Genomic DNA, 15,067 nt, shown 5'->3' with positions numbered 1-15,067 from the left:
GCGGGCACGCCCCGCCCCCACCACCCGACGACGGAGGACACTTTGTCGACCGACAATCGAGGAACACTCTTCCCGGATGTAACCGAGCACTACGGGCCGCAACCGACTCCCACCGAAGACACCGACACCGGATCGGTGCACTTCCCGATCCCGGACGAGACGATCGCCGACGCGGCGCTCGCCTCCTCGGACCTCGAACCGGTCGCTGCCGAGACCACCTGGGAATCCGACGACGATGCGGTCATCCAGACCGACCTGGAGCCGATCGGCACTGCTGAGACCCCCGTCGCCGACACTGCACCGGCCCCGCACCCTGACCACGACACCGGCGACGACCCGTATGCCACCGCCCCGGACTGGGTGCGCGCCCACATTCCGCGAGGACCGCTGGTGATCTCGCAGCGCAGCCGTGGGGGACTCAAGTCCGCGATCGGCCGTGCCCGTCCTCCCCGGCCGACTCCGGCCCCCGAGTCGGCCGAGGCCCCCGCCGTGCCGGTCACCGACACCGCTGCCGCTGCTCCGGCGAAGCGGGACGGCGATCGGTCCCGCACCTGGATGCTCGTCGGCGGCGGTGTCGCTGTGCTGGCAGTGGTCTCCGCTGCGGTGGTGACCACGATGACCGGCAGCACCGACGAACCACAGGCGCCGCCGCTGCCGTCCTCTTCGGTGGTGGCCTCGCCCTCGACCACCCCCACCACGACCGAGGCGGTGGCAGCCCCGGCGTGGTGCGCCCCGGTCACCGAGCCGGATCGGATCGTCGGCAACGGCCCCGGCGGACGCGAATCCGGTCCGGCGGTGATCCAGGCGTTCGAGCACGCCTACTACGTCCAGCGCGACGGCAAGGCAGTCGCAGAGCTGATGGTCCTGCCCGGCAACGATATTCAGAGCTTCATCGACGCTGTTCCGGCCGGGACCGAGCACTGCGTGACCGTGCTGCCGACCGAGGACCCCAACCGCTGGTCGGTCGATGTGCTGCTGAAGTTCCCGCCCGTGGGAGACGAAGGCATCCACAAGCAGTGGATCACCACCATGCCCGCCGACGGCGGCGTGAAGATCGCGAACGTGGAGAACCGATGAACAACGTTGTTGCATTGCGTCGCAGCCCGAAAATCGATCAGCCCGAACACCTCTCGGCCATCGTGGTGGCCGGATCCGGGGGAGCGGCCGCGACCACGACCTGCTTCGGCCTGGCCACTGCCCTGCGCCTCGGTGCCGATGTGCAGGTCGCGGCGATCGACGGCACCACCGACGGCGGGAACCTGCTCGCCCGTGTCGGGGTCGAACCGATCGATTCTGCGCGGGCGGTCCGCCAGCTCGGCTCGCGGATGGCTGTCAGTAGTGCCGGGGCGGTGGTCGTCGGTCACGGCGAAGCCACCGACTCGGCCCTGGTGGACAGCCTGCTCGCCGACCGCAGCCTCGCCCGCATCCACGATGTCGGAACGGCGTTGCGCGCACGCCGTGTGGCTCCGTTGATCGAGGCCGGGGCTGCGATCGTCGTCGCGGTGCCGCCCCGTGCCGAACCGCTGGCCCGGATGCGCGGCGCCCTCGACTGGCTGGTGCGCACCTACGGACGCGACGTGCTCTCCCACACGGTGGTGGCGATCTCACACCAGCTCCCGCAGAGCGTGGTCGATCTGACCCCGATCCGCGATGCACTGTCCCCGCTGGTCGCCGGGTTCGTCGAAGTGCCCTTCGATGCGAGCCTGGCTCGCCCCGGCACCGTCGACCATCGCCGCCTGTCGGTCGAGTCGATCGATGCCTGGACCGATGTGCTCGACGCTTTCGGCCGCATCGAGGCCGGCCACCAGGACAACGACACCGCTGATCGGGTCGGGACGGGGGAGCTGGCATGACCGCCAGAGAACGCACCAGTGTCGACGCTCGTATCGAGCCGTACCCGGTTCCGGCTCCCGGACCGGCGGTGTGGCTGCTCGGCGCACACGGCGGGTCCGGGGTCTCCACCCTGGCCCAGTACTGGGACTTCGCCGACGACGCGAAGCGTCAATGGCCGTGCGGGAATGCCCGAGAGATCGAATCGCCCTATGTCGTGGTCGTCTGCCGCGAAACCATCCAGGGCCTGTCCAGTGCCCACGATCTGATCCTCGAACACCGCACCCGCGATCTGGCCTGCGAGTTGCTCGGGCTGGTCACCGTGGCCAACGCGGCCGGTCCGCTGCCGAAGGATGTGCGCCAACTGCGTTCGATCGTCACCGGCGCAGTGCAGGCGCACTGGTCGATCGGCTGGCACCGCTTCCTGGCCTCGGCCGCCCGATCGAGCCTTCCGACCTGGCGCGCCCTCGACGGCGTGCCCATCCAGACCAAGGGAGCGGTCATCGACGTTCCCGAGGACGTGATCGCTGCCGGGGTCGGCATCGTCACGGCAATCCAATCGAGTCTGCCGACCTTGTGGTCGGTGTAGTAATCACACGGAGGACAGTTCATGATCCAGACGGTTGTAGATACCGCGTATCTCGCGCAGGGTGCCGTCAATTTCGACATCAACCCGGAAGTGCCTCCGGGCGCGAACGGCCTGCTCAAGCTGCTGAACTGGCTGCTGTGGGGCGTCACGCTCGCCTGCGTGGCGGCCCTGATCTTCTCGGGCGGCAAATTCGCGTGGGAGAAGTGGCAGCACGGCTCGGGGGACTCACCGAAGATGCTCGTCGGCTCGCTTGTCGGTGCGATCGTGGCGATCTCGGCGAACCAGATCCTTTCCGCCGTCACCTCTGCGGCGTAAGGGCGGGGGTCAAGCGATGCAGGTATCCGCTCAAGGGGTCGTGCCCCTTCCCGGCGAGGTCGTCGACGGCTTCCAAACGCTGCTGGGCTATGCGGCCGGGATCGTCTTCATCCTGTGCGTGGCCAAAGTGATCTTCGTCGGCGGACGCCTGGCCTGGGACCACAAGCACGGTGCCGGCATCGAATCCCCCACCGCCGCAGAGTTCGTCGCAGCGAACATCGGGGCGATCCTCGCCGGCGGCGTGGCCGCGACCATCGCCACGATCCTGCTGGCCACCGCCCAAGGGCCCCAAGCCCAGCAGATCGGAAGCGGCCATTCCCCGACGGTCATCGACCAGCTCGAACAGATGCACCAGCCCCAGCAACAGCAATCCGGCAACGAGGAGAACGAACGATGAAGCGTCGGTGGGCGCGAGCAGCGGTGGTCGCGGTGGCGCTGGTTGCCACCAGCTGCGGAGGATCGAACACCCCCGAGTCCGAGCTGTCGATCACCGATCCACCGCAGATCAACCGGTGGATCACCGTCGGCGGGATCGAGGTGCCGATCGGCACCACCGACGGCCCCAGCAACGGTGAATGGGAACCCTTCGCCGGATTCAGCCACACCCCACAGGGAGCGGCGCTGGCGGCGATCACCCAGTCGGTGCAGCTGGCCACCGCTTCCGATCGCACCTGGCCCCAGATCCTGGCCGGTGTCGCCGCACCCGGCGACGGCCGCGACCTGTACGCCGCCCACCGGGGGCTGGTGGAGATTTCGGGCACCGACCCCGAGATGGTGCCGACCATCGTCGGCTACACCATCGACGACTACAGCGACACCGCCGCCACCGTCGGTGTCGTGCAACGATTCTCCGATGATTCGCTCGCCTCTTCGACCACCCAGGTGGTGTGGGTCGACGACGACTGGCGACTGAACCTGCCCAGCGACGAGACCGCCGCCGCCATCACCGCTCTCGACGGATTGCCGTCGGAGCTGGTCGATCTCGAGGAGACGCGCAAGTGACCGAGCAGAACACCACCGACTCGACCCACGAGAAGAACACCCCTTCATTCGACGCCGAGAACGAACGCGCATCGTCGGCAACCAAACTCACCATCGGCTTGGCGGCGGTGGCCATCATCGTCGTCGTCGGTGTCGTGGTCAGCCTGGTGATGGTCTTCCGAGGCGACGACGCCGAACCGTTGGTCTCTCTCGATCCGACCACCGGCAACGCCACCGTAGTCGAGGACAAGGACAGCCTGTTCGAGCCGGACCCGGTGTTCGACCGGTTCGAGCGCGTTGTCTACGTTCCACTCGACCCCAAAGGGGTGATCCTGTCCGAGACCATCGCAAGTGCGAACCGGCCCGACACTCAGGCACCGAGCGGGGTGATGCTCCAGCGCATCCACGGCAACATGGACCTGCCGTTCTCGACCTCCGACGGACCGACCGGGTTCACCGACAACGGTGTCGCCACCGGCTTCGCCCGCACCCCGCAGGGCGCAGCACTGGCCGCCGCCCACTACCTCTCCTACCTTCTCAGCGGAGTGAATCGCGTCGAGATGGTCGCGGAAGCGGGCCACTCGACGGACCCGACCCTGCTGCTCGAAGGGCTGAGGGTGCCCGACAACACAGGGGTCTCGGCAGCGCCGCTGGTCAATGTGACCTTCCACCCCGACCTGACCCTGGTCAAACTCGGTGCCACTGTCGAGCGATCGAACGGGTCCACCGAAATCCAGCTGACGAAGTTTCCGCTGGTGTGGCGTGAGGGCACCGGATGGGTCGTTCAGCTGGACCCGACGGTCATGAGCAGCGGGTTCGAGCCGGTGTCCGCCGAAGGATGGCAGCAATGGTGGTGAACCGCAGCCTGTCTGCCGTCCTCCTGCGACTGGTCGCCATCGTCTGCACCGTCGTGGTCGTCGGCATCGGTGCGGCGGCCGTGGCCGTCGCACAGGAAAGCGATCCGTCCGGCGGCAACATCGACAGCACCGAGTCCACCGTCGAAGAACAGGAAAGTGCGGGACTCGATCTGCTCGAAACCGGCCTCGGGGGCCTGGCCTGCGCCAATCCTCTCGCGGCTGCCACCAGCGGGACACTCAGTGTGTTCACAGACGCGGACATCCCGAGTTGCGCGGATGCAGCCGGCAATGTCATCGATGCCGGGGCCGGAGTGGTCAAGGACGGCATCAGCGATGTCGCGGCGGGAACGGTCGAAAAGACCGCACTGTCGATCGGCAACGCCGGTGTCGCGGTGTTGAAGTTCGCTCTCGGCTGGTGGATCACCGGAACCGAGATTGACGGGGACGTCTTCACGTCGACGGTGGCCACGGTCAACGACTACACCTTCTATCTCCAGGTCGCGGCCCTGTCGCTGTCGTTGATCCTGCTCGGTGGCAGGTTGGCGCTGGCCCGCTCGGGCGCGATCCGCGACACCTCGGAAGAGGGTCTCAAGCAGATGGCTCGTGCGGCGGTGCTGGCCGGGGGAGCATCGACGCTGATCGTGCTCGGCACCGAACTGTCGGACCGGATTTCGGCGTGGTTCATGGACAGTGCGGTCGGCTCCGATCCATCGCGCCTGGCCGAAGCGATGGTTTCGATTCAGTTGTATGCGGGTCCGGCCGGTGTGGGCCTGCTGTTCCTGATCGGCATCATCGGCATGCTCGGCGGGTTGATGATGGCGTTTTTGATGTTGCTGCGCACCGGCATCCTCGTGCTCATGGCAGCGGCGCTGCCGATCGCCGGTGCGGCCGGAGGAACGAAGGTCGGCAGCCAGGCGTACGAGAAGATGCTGGCCTGGACGATCGCGTTCCTGCTGGTCAAACCGGTCGGGGCGTTCGTGATCGGGGTCTCGGCGATCCTGTTCCTCGAGTCCGCACCCACGCTCACCGACCCCACGGGCGAGGACGGGTTCATGGCCCTGTCCGGGGTCATCACCTTGTGTGCCGCGGCGCTGGTGCTGCCCGCCCTGATGCGCCTGATCGTCCCGAACATCGGCGCACTCGGAGGCGGCGGCAGCGGCCTCGCTGCTGCCGCAGGTTTGGTCGGTCTGCTCGGTGGGGGCGCGAAAGCCGCCGGGATGGTCGCCACCGGAGGTGCCAGCGGCGCGGCATCCGGAGCGGGATTCGCTGCGTCGAAGACGAAGGGTGACGACGAGCCACCCGGCGGCGGTGCGGGCGCACAGCCCACCGGCGCACCCGCTGGGTGGGGTACGGCAGGTGGCAACCCCGAAGGCAATCAGCAAGGAACTCCGCAGGGCAGCGGCATGGCTCCCCAAGGCAACGGCGCGGGCACTCCCGGCAGCACTGCTTCGAGTGGTTCCGGCGGTTCCGGCGCGGGCGGGTCCGCTAACACCGGCTCCGATGCGCCTGTGGCGACGGGGGCCGGCCACCAGTTCAACCGAGGGGGCTTCGAACAGTGAGCAACGAGCCGACATTCAACACCTACGGCAACTGGCGCCGACCCCGCAGCACCGGCCTGCTCGGAGCCACCTTCGGCACCTCGATCGCAGGGATCGCCGCCGCAGCCGTCGTCATCATTGCGGGCCTGTTCCTCGGCATGACGGTCGCATTGCTGCTGGCCATCCCGGTGATCGTCTGCTTTATCCCCTTGGTCATCTCCCGTGACGGCCGCTCCGGCTACGAAAGGGCACTGATGCGATTCCAGTTCTGGCGCGGCCGCCGCCGCGGTGAACACGCCTACGCCTCGGGCACGTTCTCCCGCGTTCCGGGGCGGGCCTACCGTCTTCCCGGCGTGCTCGGCGACACCGAGCTCTACGAAGGCATCGACTCCGACGGGCGCACCTTCGGCATGATCCACATGCCCAGCCGGGGCGCCTACACCGTCGTCTTCGACGCCTACCCCCAAGGCGCCGAAGCCGTCGATCAGGACGTGATCGACCACTATGTCGGCAACTGGGCACAGTTCCTGTCCGGGGCCGGTGAGACCTCGGACATCCTCGCGGTGGTCACCACCGTCGAGACGCTGCCCGAGACCGGCATCGAACTGTACGAGACGGTGCACCAGAACACCCGCGCCGATGCCCCGCAGCTGGCCCGCGATGCGGCCTACCAGCTCGCCACCGGCTTGACCTCCGGCGGTATCCGCCTCGCAGCAAGGATCGCGATCACCTTCGAAGCCAAGACCACCGAACGCAAACAGGACCCTTCCGAGCAGGCTGTCGAACTCGGCCGGCGTCTGCCCGGTCTGACGGCGTCGGCAGCACGCTCCGGTGTGCCCTGCTCGCCGATGGATGCCGACGACATCATGGCGTTCGTGCGCCGCTCCTATGACCCGGCCTCGCTCGTCGATGTCGAAGCCGGCGTGTACTCCGGGGAGGGCACGGGGTTGACCTGGGAGGACTGCGGTCCCCGTACCGCCCTGGAGAGCGCCGATGGCGGCAAATACGTCCACGACGGTGCGGTGTCGGTGACCTGGGAGATGCGTGAAGCCCCCAAGGGCGCGGTGACCGAACGGGTGCTCCAGCGCCTGTTGGCCCCGAACGAGGCGGTGCCGCTCAAGCGGGTCTCGGTGATCTACCGCCCGCATTCGGCCGGGGAAGCCACCGACATCGCCGACAGCGACTACCGCAACGCGATGGCCGAAGCGCACGGTGGGTCGCTCAAGAACGGATCGATCGGTTCGGCGAAGTCGCAGATCGAGCTGGCAGCTACGGCCCAGGCCCGCATGGAACAGGCCCGCGGTGCCGGGATGGTGCGCTTCGGGGTGCTGGTGACCGTGACCGAACCGGCCGGAAGCTCCGATGTGCCGAAGATCGACGCTCTGGTCGAGGACCTCTCGCGGCAGAGCAGGTTGACGATCCGCCGCTCGTGGTGCTGGCAGGCCGCAGCGTTCGCCACTTCTCTTGGTGTCGGGGTCATCGCGCCCGATCACACCACCATCCCGTCGTTCCTGAGCAACTAGGAGGGGGACGCTGTCATGGGTAAAGCCACGACCTCGACCCGGATCGCACAAGCCGAGAAGATCGCCAAGACCCTGCTGTCGGACGAGGACCTGTCGGCCCTCGAGGACCAGGCGGCCTCGGCCACCGGCATCAAGAAGGTATGGAAAACCGCGCTGGTGCAGCGCCAGCACAACCGGCGCGCCAAGGTCGCCCAGCTGACCAAGACCAGCTCCGATCCGTTCGACCGTCAGGTCGCCGATCTCGACGCCCGCGGATTCGACGGTGCCGGTGGGGGCCGGATGTCCACGGTGATGCCGCCGGTCGAATACCGGGGCACCTCGGTCCAGGTCGCTGGAATCTACCCGTGGATCGTCGGCGCGAAGGCCCCGCTGCTGGGCACCCCGCTGGGTCGGCATCTGACCACCGGCGCGGCCGTCGGCTTCGATCCGCTCTACGCCTGGAAGATGAAGGCGATCACCGCCCCGTCCTGCTTCATCTGCGCCCTCAACGGCTTCGGCAAGTCGACGCTGCTGCGCCGGATCGCCCTCGGCGACATTGCGCGAGGCACATTGGTGCTCGTGCCCGGTGACGTCAAGCCGGACCTGCGGGTGCTCACCGAGCAGGTCGGCGGGCAGGTCAGCGAGGTCGGCTACGGCACCGGCGCGATCAACCCTCTCGATCGCGGCCCGATCGGCGATGCGATCGAGCAACTGCCCGCAGGTTCGCTCGAACGGGACAAGGCCGAATTCGCGCTGCACGCTCGCCAGCTCAACATGATCTGCGCGCTGCTCGAGATCGTCCGCCGCGGCCCCCTGAAGGACTTCGAGGAAACCCTGCTCGCCTCGGCGATCCGGTTGCTCTACGCCCCGGGCTCACGGTTCGACAACGACCACGCAGCCCGCCTCGAGGACCTGCTGACGCTGATCTCGACCGGTCCCGAGGAACTGATGGACGACGCGGTGGCCGACACCGACGACGAATACCGCGGTCAGATCAAGCCGCTGCTGCGCTCGCTACGCGCACTGGTCAAAGGCCGGTTCGGGGAGACCTTCAACCGACACAGCACGGTTCGGATCGATATCACCAAGCCGATGGTGGACCTGGACATGTCCTCGGTGCCGCCCGGCGATGAGTTGATGCGCGCTGCGGTGCTTCTCGCCGGATGGAACGAAGCGTTCGCGGCGGTGGAGGCGGCGCACATCCTGGCCGACAACAAGGTGCCCGGTGCCAAGGCTCTGGCGGCGCACATCATCTTGGACGAGGTCTGGCAGGTGATCCAGACCGGCAGCTCGGCGGTGGCCCGGTTGGATGCGGTGCAGCGGTTGCAGCGGTCGATGGGTGTGGCGATGACGATGGTCACGCACTCGCTCGCGGACTTCGAGAAGGTCGGGGCGCTGGGCATGATCGAGCGCTCCCGCGCCCGGATCGTCGGCCCGGTCCCCGAGGCCGAACTCGACCGGCTCGGCCGGTTCATGAAGTTCTCCCGCGCTGAGCGTGCGATGGTGACCGGCTGGGCCAACGACAGCACCTCCTCGGTGGAGGAGAAGAAGGCACTGCGCCAAGCACGCCGCAAGGTCACCGGAGACGGCGATGGCACCGTCTCGGCGGGCAGTAAGCGCACCGCCGCCGGTGTCGGACATTTCCTGCTCAAGCTCGGCGAAGGCGCAACACCGGGCACCCCGTTCAAGGTGTGGGTGCCCCAGGCAGAAAAGGATTCCGGGATTCACGACACCGATGCCCGTCTGCGAGCGGCCGACGAGGACCGAGCCACGGGGCGTGCAGCATGAGCCGGCGGGAGCGTCGCGGCCGTCGCCGGTACACCCTGGTCGATGACCTCACCCGTGAGGCCGCGATCGAGACGGTCCTGGGGCGCATGAAGGCCGGGGTCAGCTTCACCGCAGCTACGCGAGCCGCCGCTACGCAGCTCGACGTCGCGGAGACGACGGTGCGGGGCTGGGTCAACCGCTCCGGCCGGCGCCCTCGCCGCACCCCGCAGGAAGTCGCCGCGTTGGAAGCGGAACTGGCACTGGCACAGGAGTTGAACCGGGCGCTGGCACGCAAGCACGGCATCGCAGCTGAGGATCTGAGCCTGCGGTGAACGGCAAGGGGGGTACCGGCCTGATCGCGCTGATCCTGGCGCTCACACTGATTCCGTTCTTCCTGCTCCTCGTCCTGGTGATGGGAATTGCGGACGAGGAAGATCGCGAGAACGGCACGAGCTGCCTCGGACCCGGCACCGGTCTCGGATCGGGGGATCGGCTCGCACCGACGGGTTCGTTCATCAAGCCGGTCGAGCCCTCCACCGTCACCTTCGCCTCCGGATTCGGCCCGCGTTGGGGCACCGAGCATCAGGGCATCGACCTGGCCGGGGCCATCGGCACCCCGATCTACGCCTCGGCCGACGGGGTGGTGCGCCAGGCCGGCCCCGCCAGCGGGTTCGGGCAGTGGGTGGTGCTCGACCATGTGATCGACGGTCAGCTCGTGTCCACCGTGTACGGGCACATCGACACCTACACCGTCGCCGTCGGCGAGCAGGTCCGCGCCGGTCAGCAGATCGCCACCGTGGGCAATCGCGGGGAATCGACAGGCCCGCATCTGCACTGGGAAGTCTGGCCCGGCGGCTGGGGCACCGCAGCGGTGGACCCGTTGCCCTACTACGACTCCGCTCCCGCACCGGGACAGACCCCGGCCGGGCCACCCACCGCGGTGCCGTCCGCCCCGCCGGAGGGGAACTTGGTGCAACCGTTGCCGCCGTCGGCCGGTTCCGAGCAGGGCCTGCAGGTCGATGCGAAGAAACTCGCTCGCGCTGCCCACCTGAAGTTCGGGGACCGGATCGCGAGCATCGGGGGGTGGCGCGCCGACGGCGGCTACGCCAGCGATCACACCGAAGGTCGGGCTGTGGATCTGATGATCGCGAACTACCGCTCCGGTGACGGGGTGGCTCTCGGGGACGAGATCACCGACTACATCCTGGCCAACGCAGAGTTCTTCAACGTCGAGTACGTGATCTGGCGGCAGACCTACTACCCGGTCGGCGGTACCCCCAGCCTGATGGACGACCGCGGCAGCGAAACCGAAAACCACTACGACCACGTGCACGTGTCTGTCCGGGGCCAGGGCACCGACGAGACGTTGGTGTCGTGGGGATCGCTGCCCGGTGGCAGCGGCAACGCCACCACGATGGCGGCGGACTGCCTCATCTCCGGTGAGGGTATCGGCGACCGGCTCGCCGATGGCACAGTGCCGGACGAGTTCGTGCCGTGGATCGAGCGGGCCGGGTCGATCTGCCCGCAGATCAGACCGTCGCTGCTCGCTGCTCAGCTCGCCGCCGAGAACGGTTTCCGCCACGGAGACTCTGCTCCGGTGTCGGTGACCGGGGCGATGGGACCGGCGCAGTTCATGCCGGGCACCTGGGCGTCCTATGGCCGCGACTACGACGGTGACGGCCGGGTCGATGTGAACAGCATCGGCGATGCCGTCATGGCCCAGGGCCACTACATGTGCACTATCGCCGACACCATCGACGGCTGGATCGACGATGGCACGGTCAGCGCACCGAATGGGCGTACCGAGCTGTATCTGGCCGGCTACAACGCCGGCGAAGGCGCCGTCCTGAACTCCGGCGGGTTCCCCACCGGGCACACCGATTACGTGGTGCAGACCCGCCCCTATGCCGACAAGATCATCGCCGCCGAACCGCAGTACCGGGCGATGAGCAACTCATGAAAGGACCTGCGGTGAGGATTGCGCGAGGAACTATTGCGGCGGTGTGCACCGCGGCCGCCGTCGCAGTGGCGGGCTGCGGCAGCAGCGACCCCGCAGGTGAGCAGCACGTCCATGAGGGCAGCGACGACCATCAGATGATCGAGCCGCTCTCACCCCAGCAGATCGACGCCGACCAGACCGCGATCACCGCGATGCAGATGGTCCTGTCCTGGCAGCCGGCGATCGACGAGAGCAAGGCCGACGCCCTGATCCGAGCCACACCGTATCTCGGCGGGGACCTGCTCGCCGTCGCCGAATCCGGCAGCCGTGCCGACGTCCGGCCCGATGCCGATTGGCAGCAGTGGGCGGCGGCGAAAGACGCCGTGACGGCGGTCTGCGCTCACTCGGATACCACCCCGACAGCCCCGGCCGGGATGCGCACCGTGGTCATCGACGTGATCTGCACCCAGACGGTGCTGCACGCCAGCGGGCGCAGCACCCGCCTGACCCCGCAGCTGTGGCGCACCACCATCGTCCGCACCGACGACGGCTGGCGACTGACCAACTACCGATTCCAGCAGTAGAGGGGCACGCAAACGATGGCACAAACGAGACGCGACCGGCCCCGCACCTCCTCCAGTGCGGACGAGATGTTCCTCAAGGCGTTTCCGGCCCTGTTGGTGGCGGCCTATCTGCCGACGATCGCCTACAACGTCGGTGGGGGAGCAGACCCCACCTGGAACCCGATCGGCTTGATCTTCGCCCTGGGGTTCGGATCGACGAGCTGGCCGACCGGGGCAACCATCATCCTCGGTGTCGAGCTGGTCCTGGTCGCGGCGATCGTCGGGGCCGGCTGGTGGGCGCTGCGCCGGTTCGGGGTCATCGAGACAGTACAGGGCAAGCAGTTCGAAAAGCGCATCGACCGCCTCGCCCGCACGATGGTCGATCCGCGGGAGGTCGAAGAGGCCGACCCGAAGCATCTGGCCGCGACCACCGAACGGCTTGCCCCGGCGATCTCGGCAGATCATCCCGGTCACAAGGGCATCCTGCTCGGGCACACCGTCGTTGGGAACCGTCCGCTGTACATGAACTGGGAATCGAGTGCGGTCGCCTTCGCCGGCACCCGCATGGGCAAGTCGGCGTCCTTCGCCATCCCGGCAATCTGCTACGCCCCCGGTGGGGTGATCGCGTCCTCGAACCGCGGCGATGTCTACTCGCACACCGTCGGCATCCGCCGACAGACCGGCCGGGTCTGGCTGTTCGACCTGCAAGGCGTGGCCTCGGGCAACCGACAGCAGCGTGCGACGTTCTGGTTCAACCCGCTGCGCACCGTCACCGACCTGCCCTCCGCTGCGGCGGTGTGCGGCTACTTCATCTCCGTGGCCACCGACGCGAACGCCCGCGTCGATGCCTACTTCGACGGCAACGCCCGCGACCTGTTCGCCTCCTACATGCTCGCCGCCGTCCTGGCCGGCGGGGACATCCGGCATGTGGTCGAGTGGCTGACCAACACCCAGTCACAGATCCCCCCGGCCGTGCTCGAGCAGTACGGCTACCCGGAGTTGGCACGCACAATGCGTGGCAAGCAGTCCGTCAACGCCAAACAACGCGACGGCTTCTACGACATGGCCCGACGCTTCCTCTCCCCGCTCGACGAGCCCCGCTACGCCGAAGCGGTCCTGCCGAACCGGCGGGCGGTCATCGGCACCGATCAGTCCGGCCGGATCACCATCAGCGATGGTGAGCACGTCCACGACCTGCCGGAATTCATCGCCGAGGAGTTCGTCAAGCGCACCGACACGATGTACGCGCTGTCGAAGGACGGGCCGGGATCCTCCTCGGCCATCACCAGCGCCCTGATCGGGCAGATCCTCACCTGCGCCGAGGAATACTCCGAGCAGCAGCAAGCGGAACGGATGCCGATCCCGTTCACCACCGTGCTCGATGAGTGCTCGAACATCGCCCCACTCGAACAGCTACCGAAGTGGGCCAGCCACTTCGGTGGCCGCGGCTTGATCCTGATCATGTTTTTCCAATCTCCCTCCCAGGGTGAGAAGGTTTGGGGACGGGAAGCATTCGAGAGCATGGTCGACTCCTGCGCGGTGACCTGGTACGGCGGCAACGTCAAGGAAGACGGCTACCTGTCGAGCCTGGTCGATGCGATCGGCACCCACTACGTCGATACCGAATCCCACAGTCGCGGCACTGGATTCTTCTCCAACAGTCAGGCCAGTGTGTCGAGCAGTTGGCAGAAGGAGAACATCTTCGAAAAGCGCGACCTGCGAGCCCTGCCGAAAACCCGGGCCCTCGTGACCATCGGTGGCACCACCCCGATCCTGGTCCGCAAAGCGTTCTGGGGTGACTCTCCGTTCGCCGACGCGATCCGCCAATCCAAGCAAGAGAGCAAGCAACTTGCACCGGCCCAGCAAAAGGCTCTGCCCGTCGGCTACTCCGATCAGATCGGGATCGGCGCTCCGCCGCTGCACAACGCAGACGCACTCGACGACGGCACCTCCCACCAGCTCGATGCCACCCGTCGTCCTATGCGACGTGCAGGAGACGACGACTACGAGCACGACCCGCTAGAACAGTCACCCCAAGCTGATAAGCCTGTCGCGGAGTCCTCCCGCACCGCCTCCCTGTTTACGTCCGAGTTCATGTCGAAGGAATGAGCATGGTGAATCTGCCCCGAACAACCGACGACCGCTGGGACACCGCAACCGAAGCCGGAGACGGAGCCGACGACGACGCGACCGAGCTGTGGGAAGCTGCCGAGTCCTCGGACCAACCGCACATCCCGGAGACACCCGAATCCTCGGAGCCTGAGCAGCAGCAGAAGAAGGAACCGAAGTACCAGAACGTCGTGGAGTTCGTCCACGGCTTCTTCCTGCCGGTGATCCGACGCCGGATCAGTGACAACGACGGGGGCCTGTCTTGGGACGCGAGATGGTGGGCCTACCCGGAGGTCGTCGCCCGCCTGACCGCGCTGCACCAGGCATGGGAGGAAGCACGCGCCTCGGACTCGATGTCAGCAATGTCCTCGTGGTGGATCCAGCACCTCGAGCCCCACCTGCGCGTGATCCTCGACGGCGACACCGGCCCGATGGCCAACGCCAAGACCGATCGCAGCTTCATGGGCTGGCCGACCATGCCCGCCGACCCGGTTCCATCCCACGTTCTCGCTAAGCTCCTCGACCAGTACAACTAGGGAAAGCCGTCGCGTCGTCCCCGGTCGAAGGCCCGCCGATCGGTTTCTGGTCGGGCGATACAGACGCGAAGCCGACGCCCATCAGCCCCTTTCCTGTCGTGGGACGAGTAGCTTGCCCACGAGTGGGGTAATACTTTTTGCGCACCACGACATCGAGAAGCAGAGACGCATCATGTCCGGGTCAAGTCCCGTGAGGTGGTGTGCGAGGTCCTCGCGTGATTCCTCGTCGTCGGGTTATGCAGTCAACGCCGGTGTCACCTCCTCCGTCGGTTCGGTGACGGTCTGAGCGGGTGTGTTGCTGCGGGAACGGGCAAGGACGTCGAGTCCGAGATAGCGACGCCCTTCGATCCACTCGTCGTGCTGTTCGGCGAGCACCGCTCCGACCAGTCGGATCAATGCAGTCCGGTCGGGGAAGATCCCGACCACATCGGTGCGACGCCGGATCTCCTTGTTCAGCCGCTCCTTTATCCGGCCCTCAGGGATGAGATCAACCCTGATCTCACATCGAATCAGCGATCGAGACGCTGCAAGTGGTCGGTCA

General features: G+C 67.3%; 16 protein-coding genes. 15 read left to right on the top strand and 1 reads right to left on the bottom strand.

Translation table 11 applies throughout. The features are described from left to right. From NVV99_RS25395 to NVV99_RS25325, 15 genes are all read left to right on the top strand, one after another. Positions 1-1,077, top strand: a 1,077-nt coding sequence (locus NVV99_RS25395) for a hypothetical protein (protein ID WP_260783209.1), incomplete at its 5' end; no start/stop codon positions are given. Then, positions 1,074-1,853 carry a hypothetical protein gene (locus tag NVV99_RS25390; RefSeq protein ID WP_220667102.1) on the top strand — a complete coding sequence of 260 codons (780 nt, stop codon included), beginning with the start codon at positions 1,074-1,076 and terminating at the stop codon, positions 1,851-1,853. The genes NVV99_RS25395 and NVV99_RS25390, both read left to right, overlap by 4 nt. Next, positions 1,850-2,419 (top strand): hypothetical protein, encoded by a 570-nt coding sequence (locus tag NVV99_RS25385; protein WP_260783208.1) that lies wholly within the window; start codon positions 1,850-1,852, stop codon positions 2,417-2,419. Before NVV99_RS25390 ends, NVV99_RS25385 begins: the two co-directional genes overlap by 4 nt. 21 nt (positions 2,420-2,440) lie before the next feature. Next, positions 2,441-2,734, top strand: coding sequence for a hypothetical protein (locus NVV99_RS25380; protein ID WP_138846322.1), 294 nt, complete (start codon positions 2,441-2,443; stop codon positions 2,732-2,734). Between the two features lie 16 nt (positions 2,735-2,750). Further along, entirely contained in the window at positions 2,751-3,131 is a 381-nt protein-coding gene (locus NVV99_RS25375; protein ID WP_260783207.1) for a hypothetical protein, read from the top strand. Further along, the gene (locus NVV99_RS25370) at positions 3,128-3,736 is read left to right on the top strand and encodes a hypothetical protein (protein WP_260783206.1); all 609 of its coding nucleotides are present in this window, start codon (positions 3,128-3,130) and stop codon (positions 3,734-3,736) included. The genes NVV99_RS25375 and NVV99_RS25370 overlap by 4 nt, the downstream gene beginning before the upstream one ends. Next, positions 3,733-4,572, top strand: coding sequence for a hypothetical protein (locus NVV99_RS25365; RefSeq protein ID WP_258914047.1), 840 nt, complete (start codon positions 3,733-3,735; stop codon positions 4,570-4,572). The genes NVV99_RS25370 and NVV99_RS25365 overlap by 4 nt, the downstream gene beginning before the upstream one ends. Beyond that, positions 4,563-6,131 (top strand): hypothetical protein, encoded by a 1,569-nt coding sequence (locus NVV99_RS25360; protein WP_260783205.1) that lies wholly within the window; start codon positions 4,563-4,565, stop codon positions 6,129-6,131. The genes NVV99_RS25365 and NVV99_RS25360 overlap by 10 nt, the downstream gene beginning before the upstream one ends. Beyond that, positions 6,128-7,633, top strand: coding sequence for an SCO6880 family protein (locus NVV99_RS25355; protein ID WP_231782147.1), 1,506 nt, complete (start codon positions 6,128-6,130; stop codon positions 7,631-7,633). The genes NVV99_RS25360 and NVV99_RS25355 overlap by 4 nt, the downstream gene beginning before the upstream one ends. Before the next feature lie 15 nt (positions 7,634-7,648). Continuing rightward, the gene (locus tag NVV99_RS25350; RefSeq protein ID WP_231782146.1) at positions 7,649-9,400 is read left to right on the top strand and encodes an ATP-binding protein; all 1,752 of its coding nucleotides are present in this window, start codon (positions 7,649-7,651) and stop codon (positions 9,398-9,400) included. Further along, a complete protein-coding gene (locus tag NVV99_RS25345) occupies positions 9,397-9,711 on the top strand; it encodes a hypothetical protein (RefSeq protein ID WP_065996606.1) in 315 nt (104 codons plus the stop codon). The genes NVV99_RS25350 and NVV99_RS25345 overlap by 4 nt, the downstream gene beginning before the upstream one ends. Further along, complete coding sequence (locus tag NVV99_RS25340) at positions 9,708-11,339, top strand: M23 family metallopeptidase (protein ID WP_231782145.1); 1,632 nt, start codon at positions 9,708-9,710, stop codon at positions 11,337-11,339. The genes NVV99_RS25345 and NVV99_RS25340 overlap by 4 nt, the downstream gene beginning before the upstream one ends. Positions 11,340-11,350: 11 nt before the next feature. Then, positions 11,351-11,902 (top strand): hypothetical protein, encoded by a 552-nt coding sequence (locus tag NVV99_RS25335; RefSeq protein ID WP_064257227.1) that lies wholly within the window; start codon positions 11,351-11,353, stop codon positions 11,900-11,902. Positions 11,903-11,917: 15 nt separating this feature from the next. Then, positions 11,918-13,990: a type IV secretory system conjugative DNA transfer family protein gene (locus tag NVV99_RS25330; protein ID WP_231782144.1), complete on the top strand. Its 2,073-nt coding sequence runs from the start codon at positions 11,918-11,920 to the stop codon at positions 13,988-13,990. Between the two features lie 2 nt (positions 13,991-13,992). Next, the gene (locus NVV99_RS25325; RefSeq protein WP_064257206.1) at positions 13,993-14,526 is read left to right on the top strand and encodes a DUF4913 domain-containing protein; all 534 of its coding nucleotides are present in this window, start codon (positions 13,993-13,995) and stop codon (positions 14,524-14,526) included. Positions 14,527-14,760: 234 nt separating this feature from the next. On the opposite strand, the gene NVV99_RS25320 is transcribed toward NVV99_RS25325, so the two are convergent. Continuing rightward, on the bottom strand, positions 14,761-15,067 hold a 307-nt coding region (locus NVV99_RS25320), incomplete at its 5' end, for a transposase (RefSeq protein ID WP_260783204.1).

Source organism: Rhodococcus sp. PAE-6 (assembly GCF_025290685.1).
Lineage (GTDB): Bacteria > Actinomycetota > Actinomycetes > Mycobacteriales > Mycobacteriaceae > Rhodococcus > Rhodococcus pyridinivorans.
The sequence above is the reverse complement of the archived record's forward strand: the minus strand, read 5'-3'. Positions and strand labels throughout refer to the sequence as shown.

Coding starts and splice junctions, on each gene's coding strand:
- NVV99_RS25390 (WP_220667102.1), top strand. CDS start 1,074: ATGAACAACGTTGTTGCATTGCGTCGCAGCCCGAAAATCGATCAGCCC.
- NVV99_RS25385 (WP_260783208.1), top strand. CDS start 1,850: ATGACCGCCAGAGAACGCACCAGTGTCGACGCTCGTATCGAGCCGTAC.
- NVV99_RS25380 (WP_138846322.1), top strand. CDS start 2,441: ATGATCCAGACGGTTGTAGATACCGCGTATCTCGCGCAGGGTGCCGTC.
- NVV99_RS25375 (WP_260783207.1), top strand. CDS start 2,751: ATGCAGGTATCCGCTCAAGGGGTCGTGCCCCTTCCCGGCGAGGTCGTC.
- NVV99_RS25370 (WP_260783206.1), top strand. CDS start 3,128: ATGAAGCGTCGGTGGGCGCGAGCAGCGGTGGTCGCGGTGGCGCTGGTT.
- NVV99_RS25360 (WP_260783205.1), top strand. CDS start 4,563: ATGGTGGTGAACCGCAGCCTGTCTGCCGTCCTCCTGCGACTGGTCGCC.
- NVV99_RS25350 (WP_231782146.1), top strand. CDS start 7,649: ATGGGTAAAGCCACGACCTCGACCCGGATCGCACAAGCCGAGAAGATC.
- NVV99_RS25345 (WP_065996606.1), top strand. CDS start 9,397: ATGAGCCGGCGGGAGCGTCGCGGCCGTCGCCGGTACACCCTGGTCGAT.
- NVV99_RS25330 (WP_231782144.1), top strand. CDS start 11,918: ATGGCACAAACGAGACGCGACCGGCCCCGCACCTCCTCCAGTGCGGAC.
- NVV99_RS25325 (WP_064257206.1), top strand. CDS start 13,993: ATGGTGAATCTGCCCCGAACAACCGACGACCGCTGGGACACCGCAACC.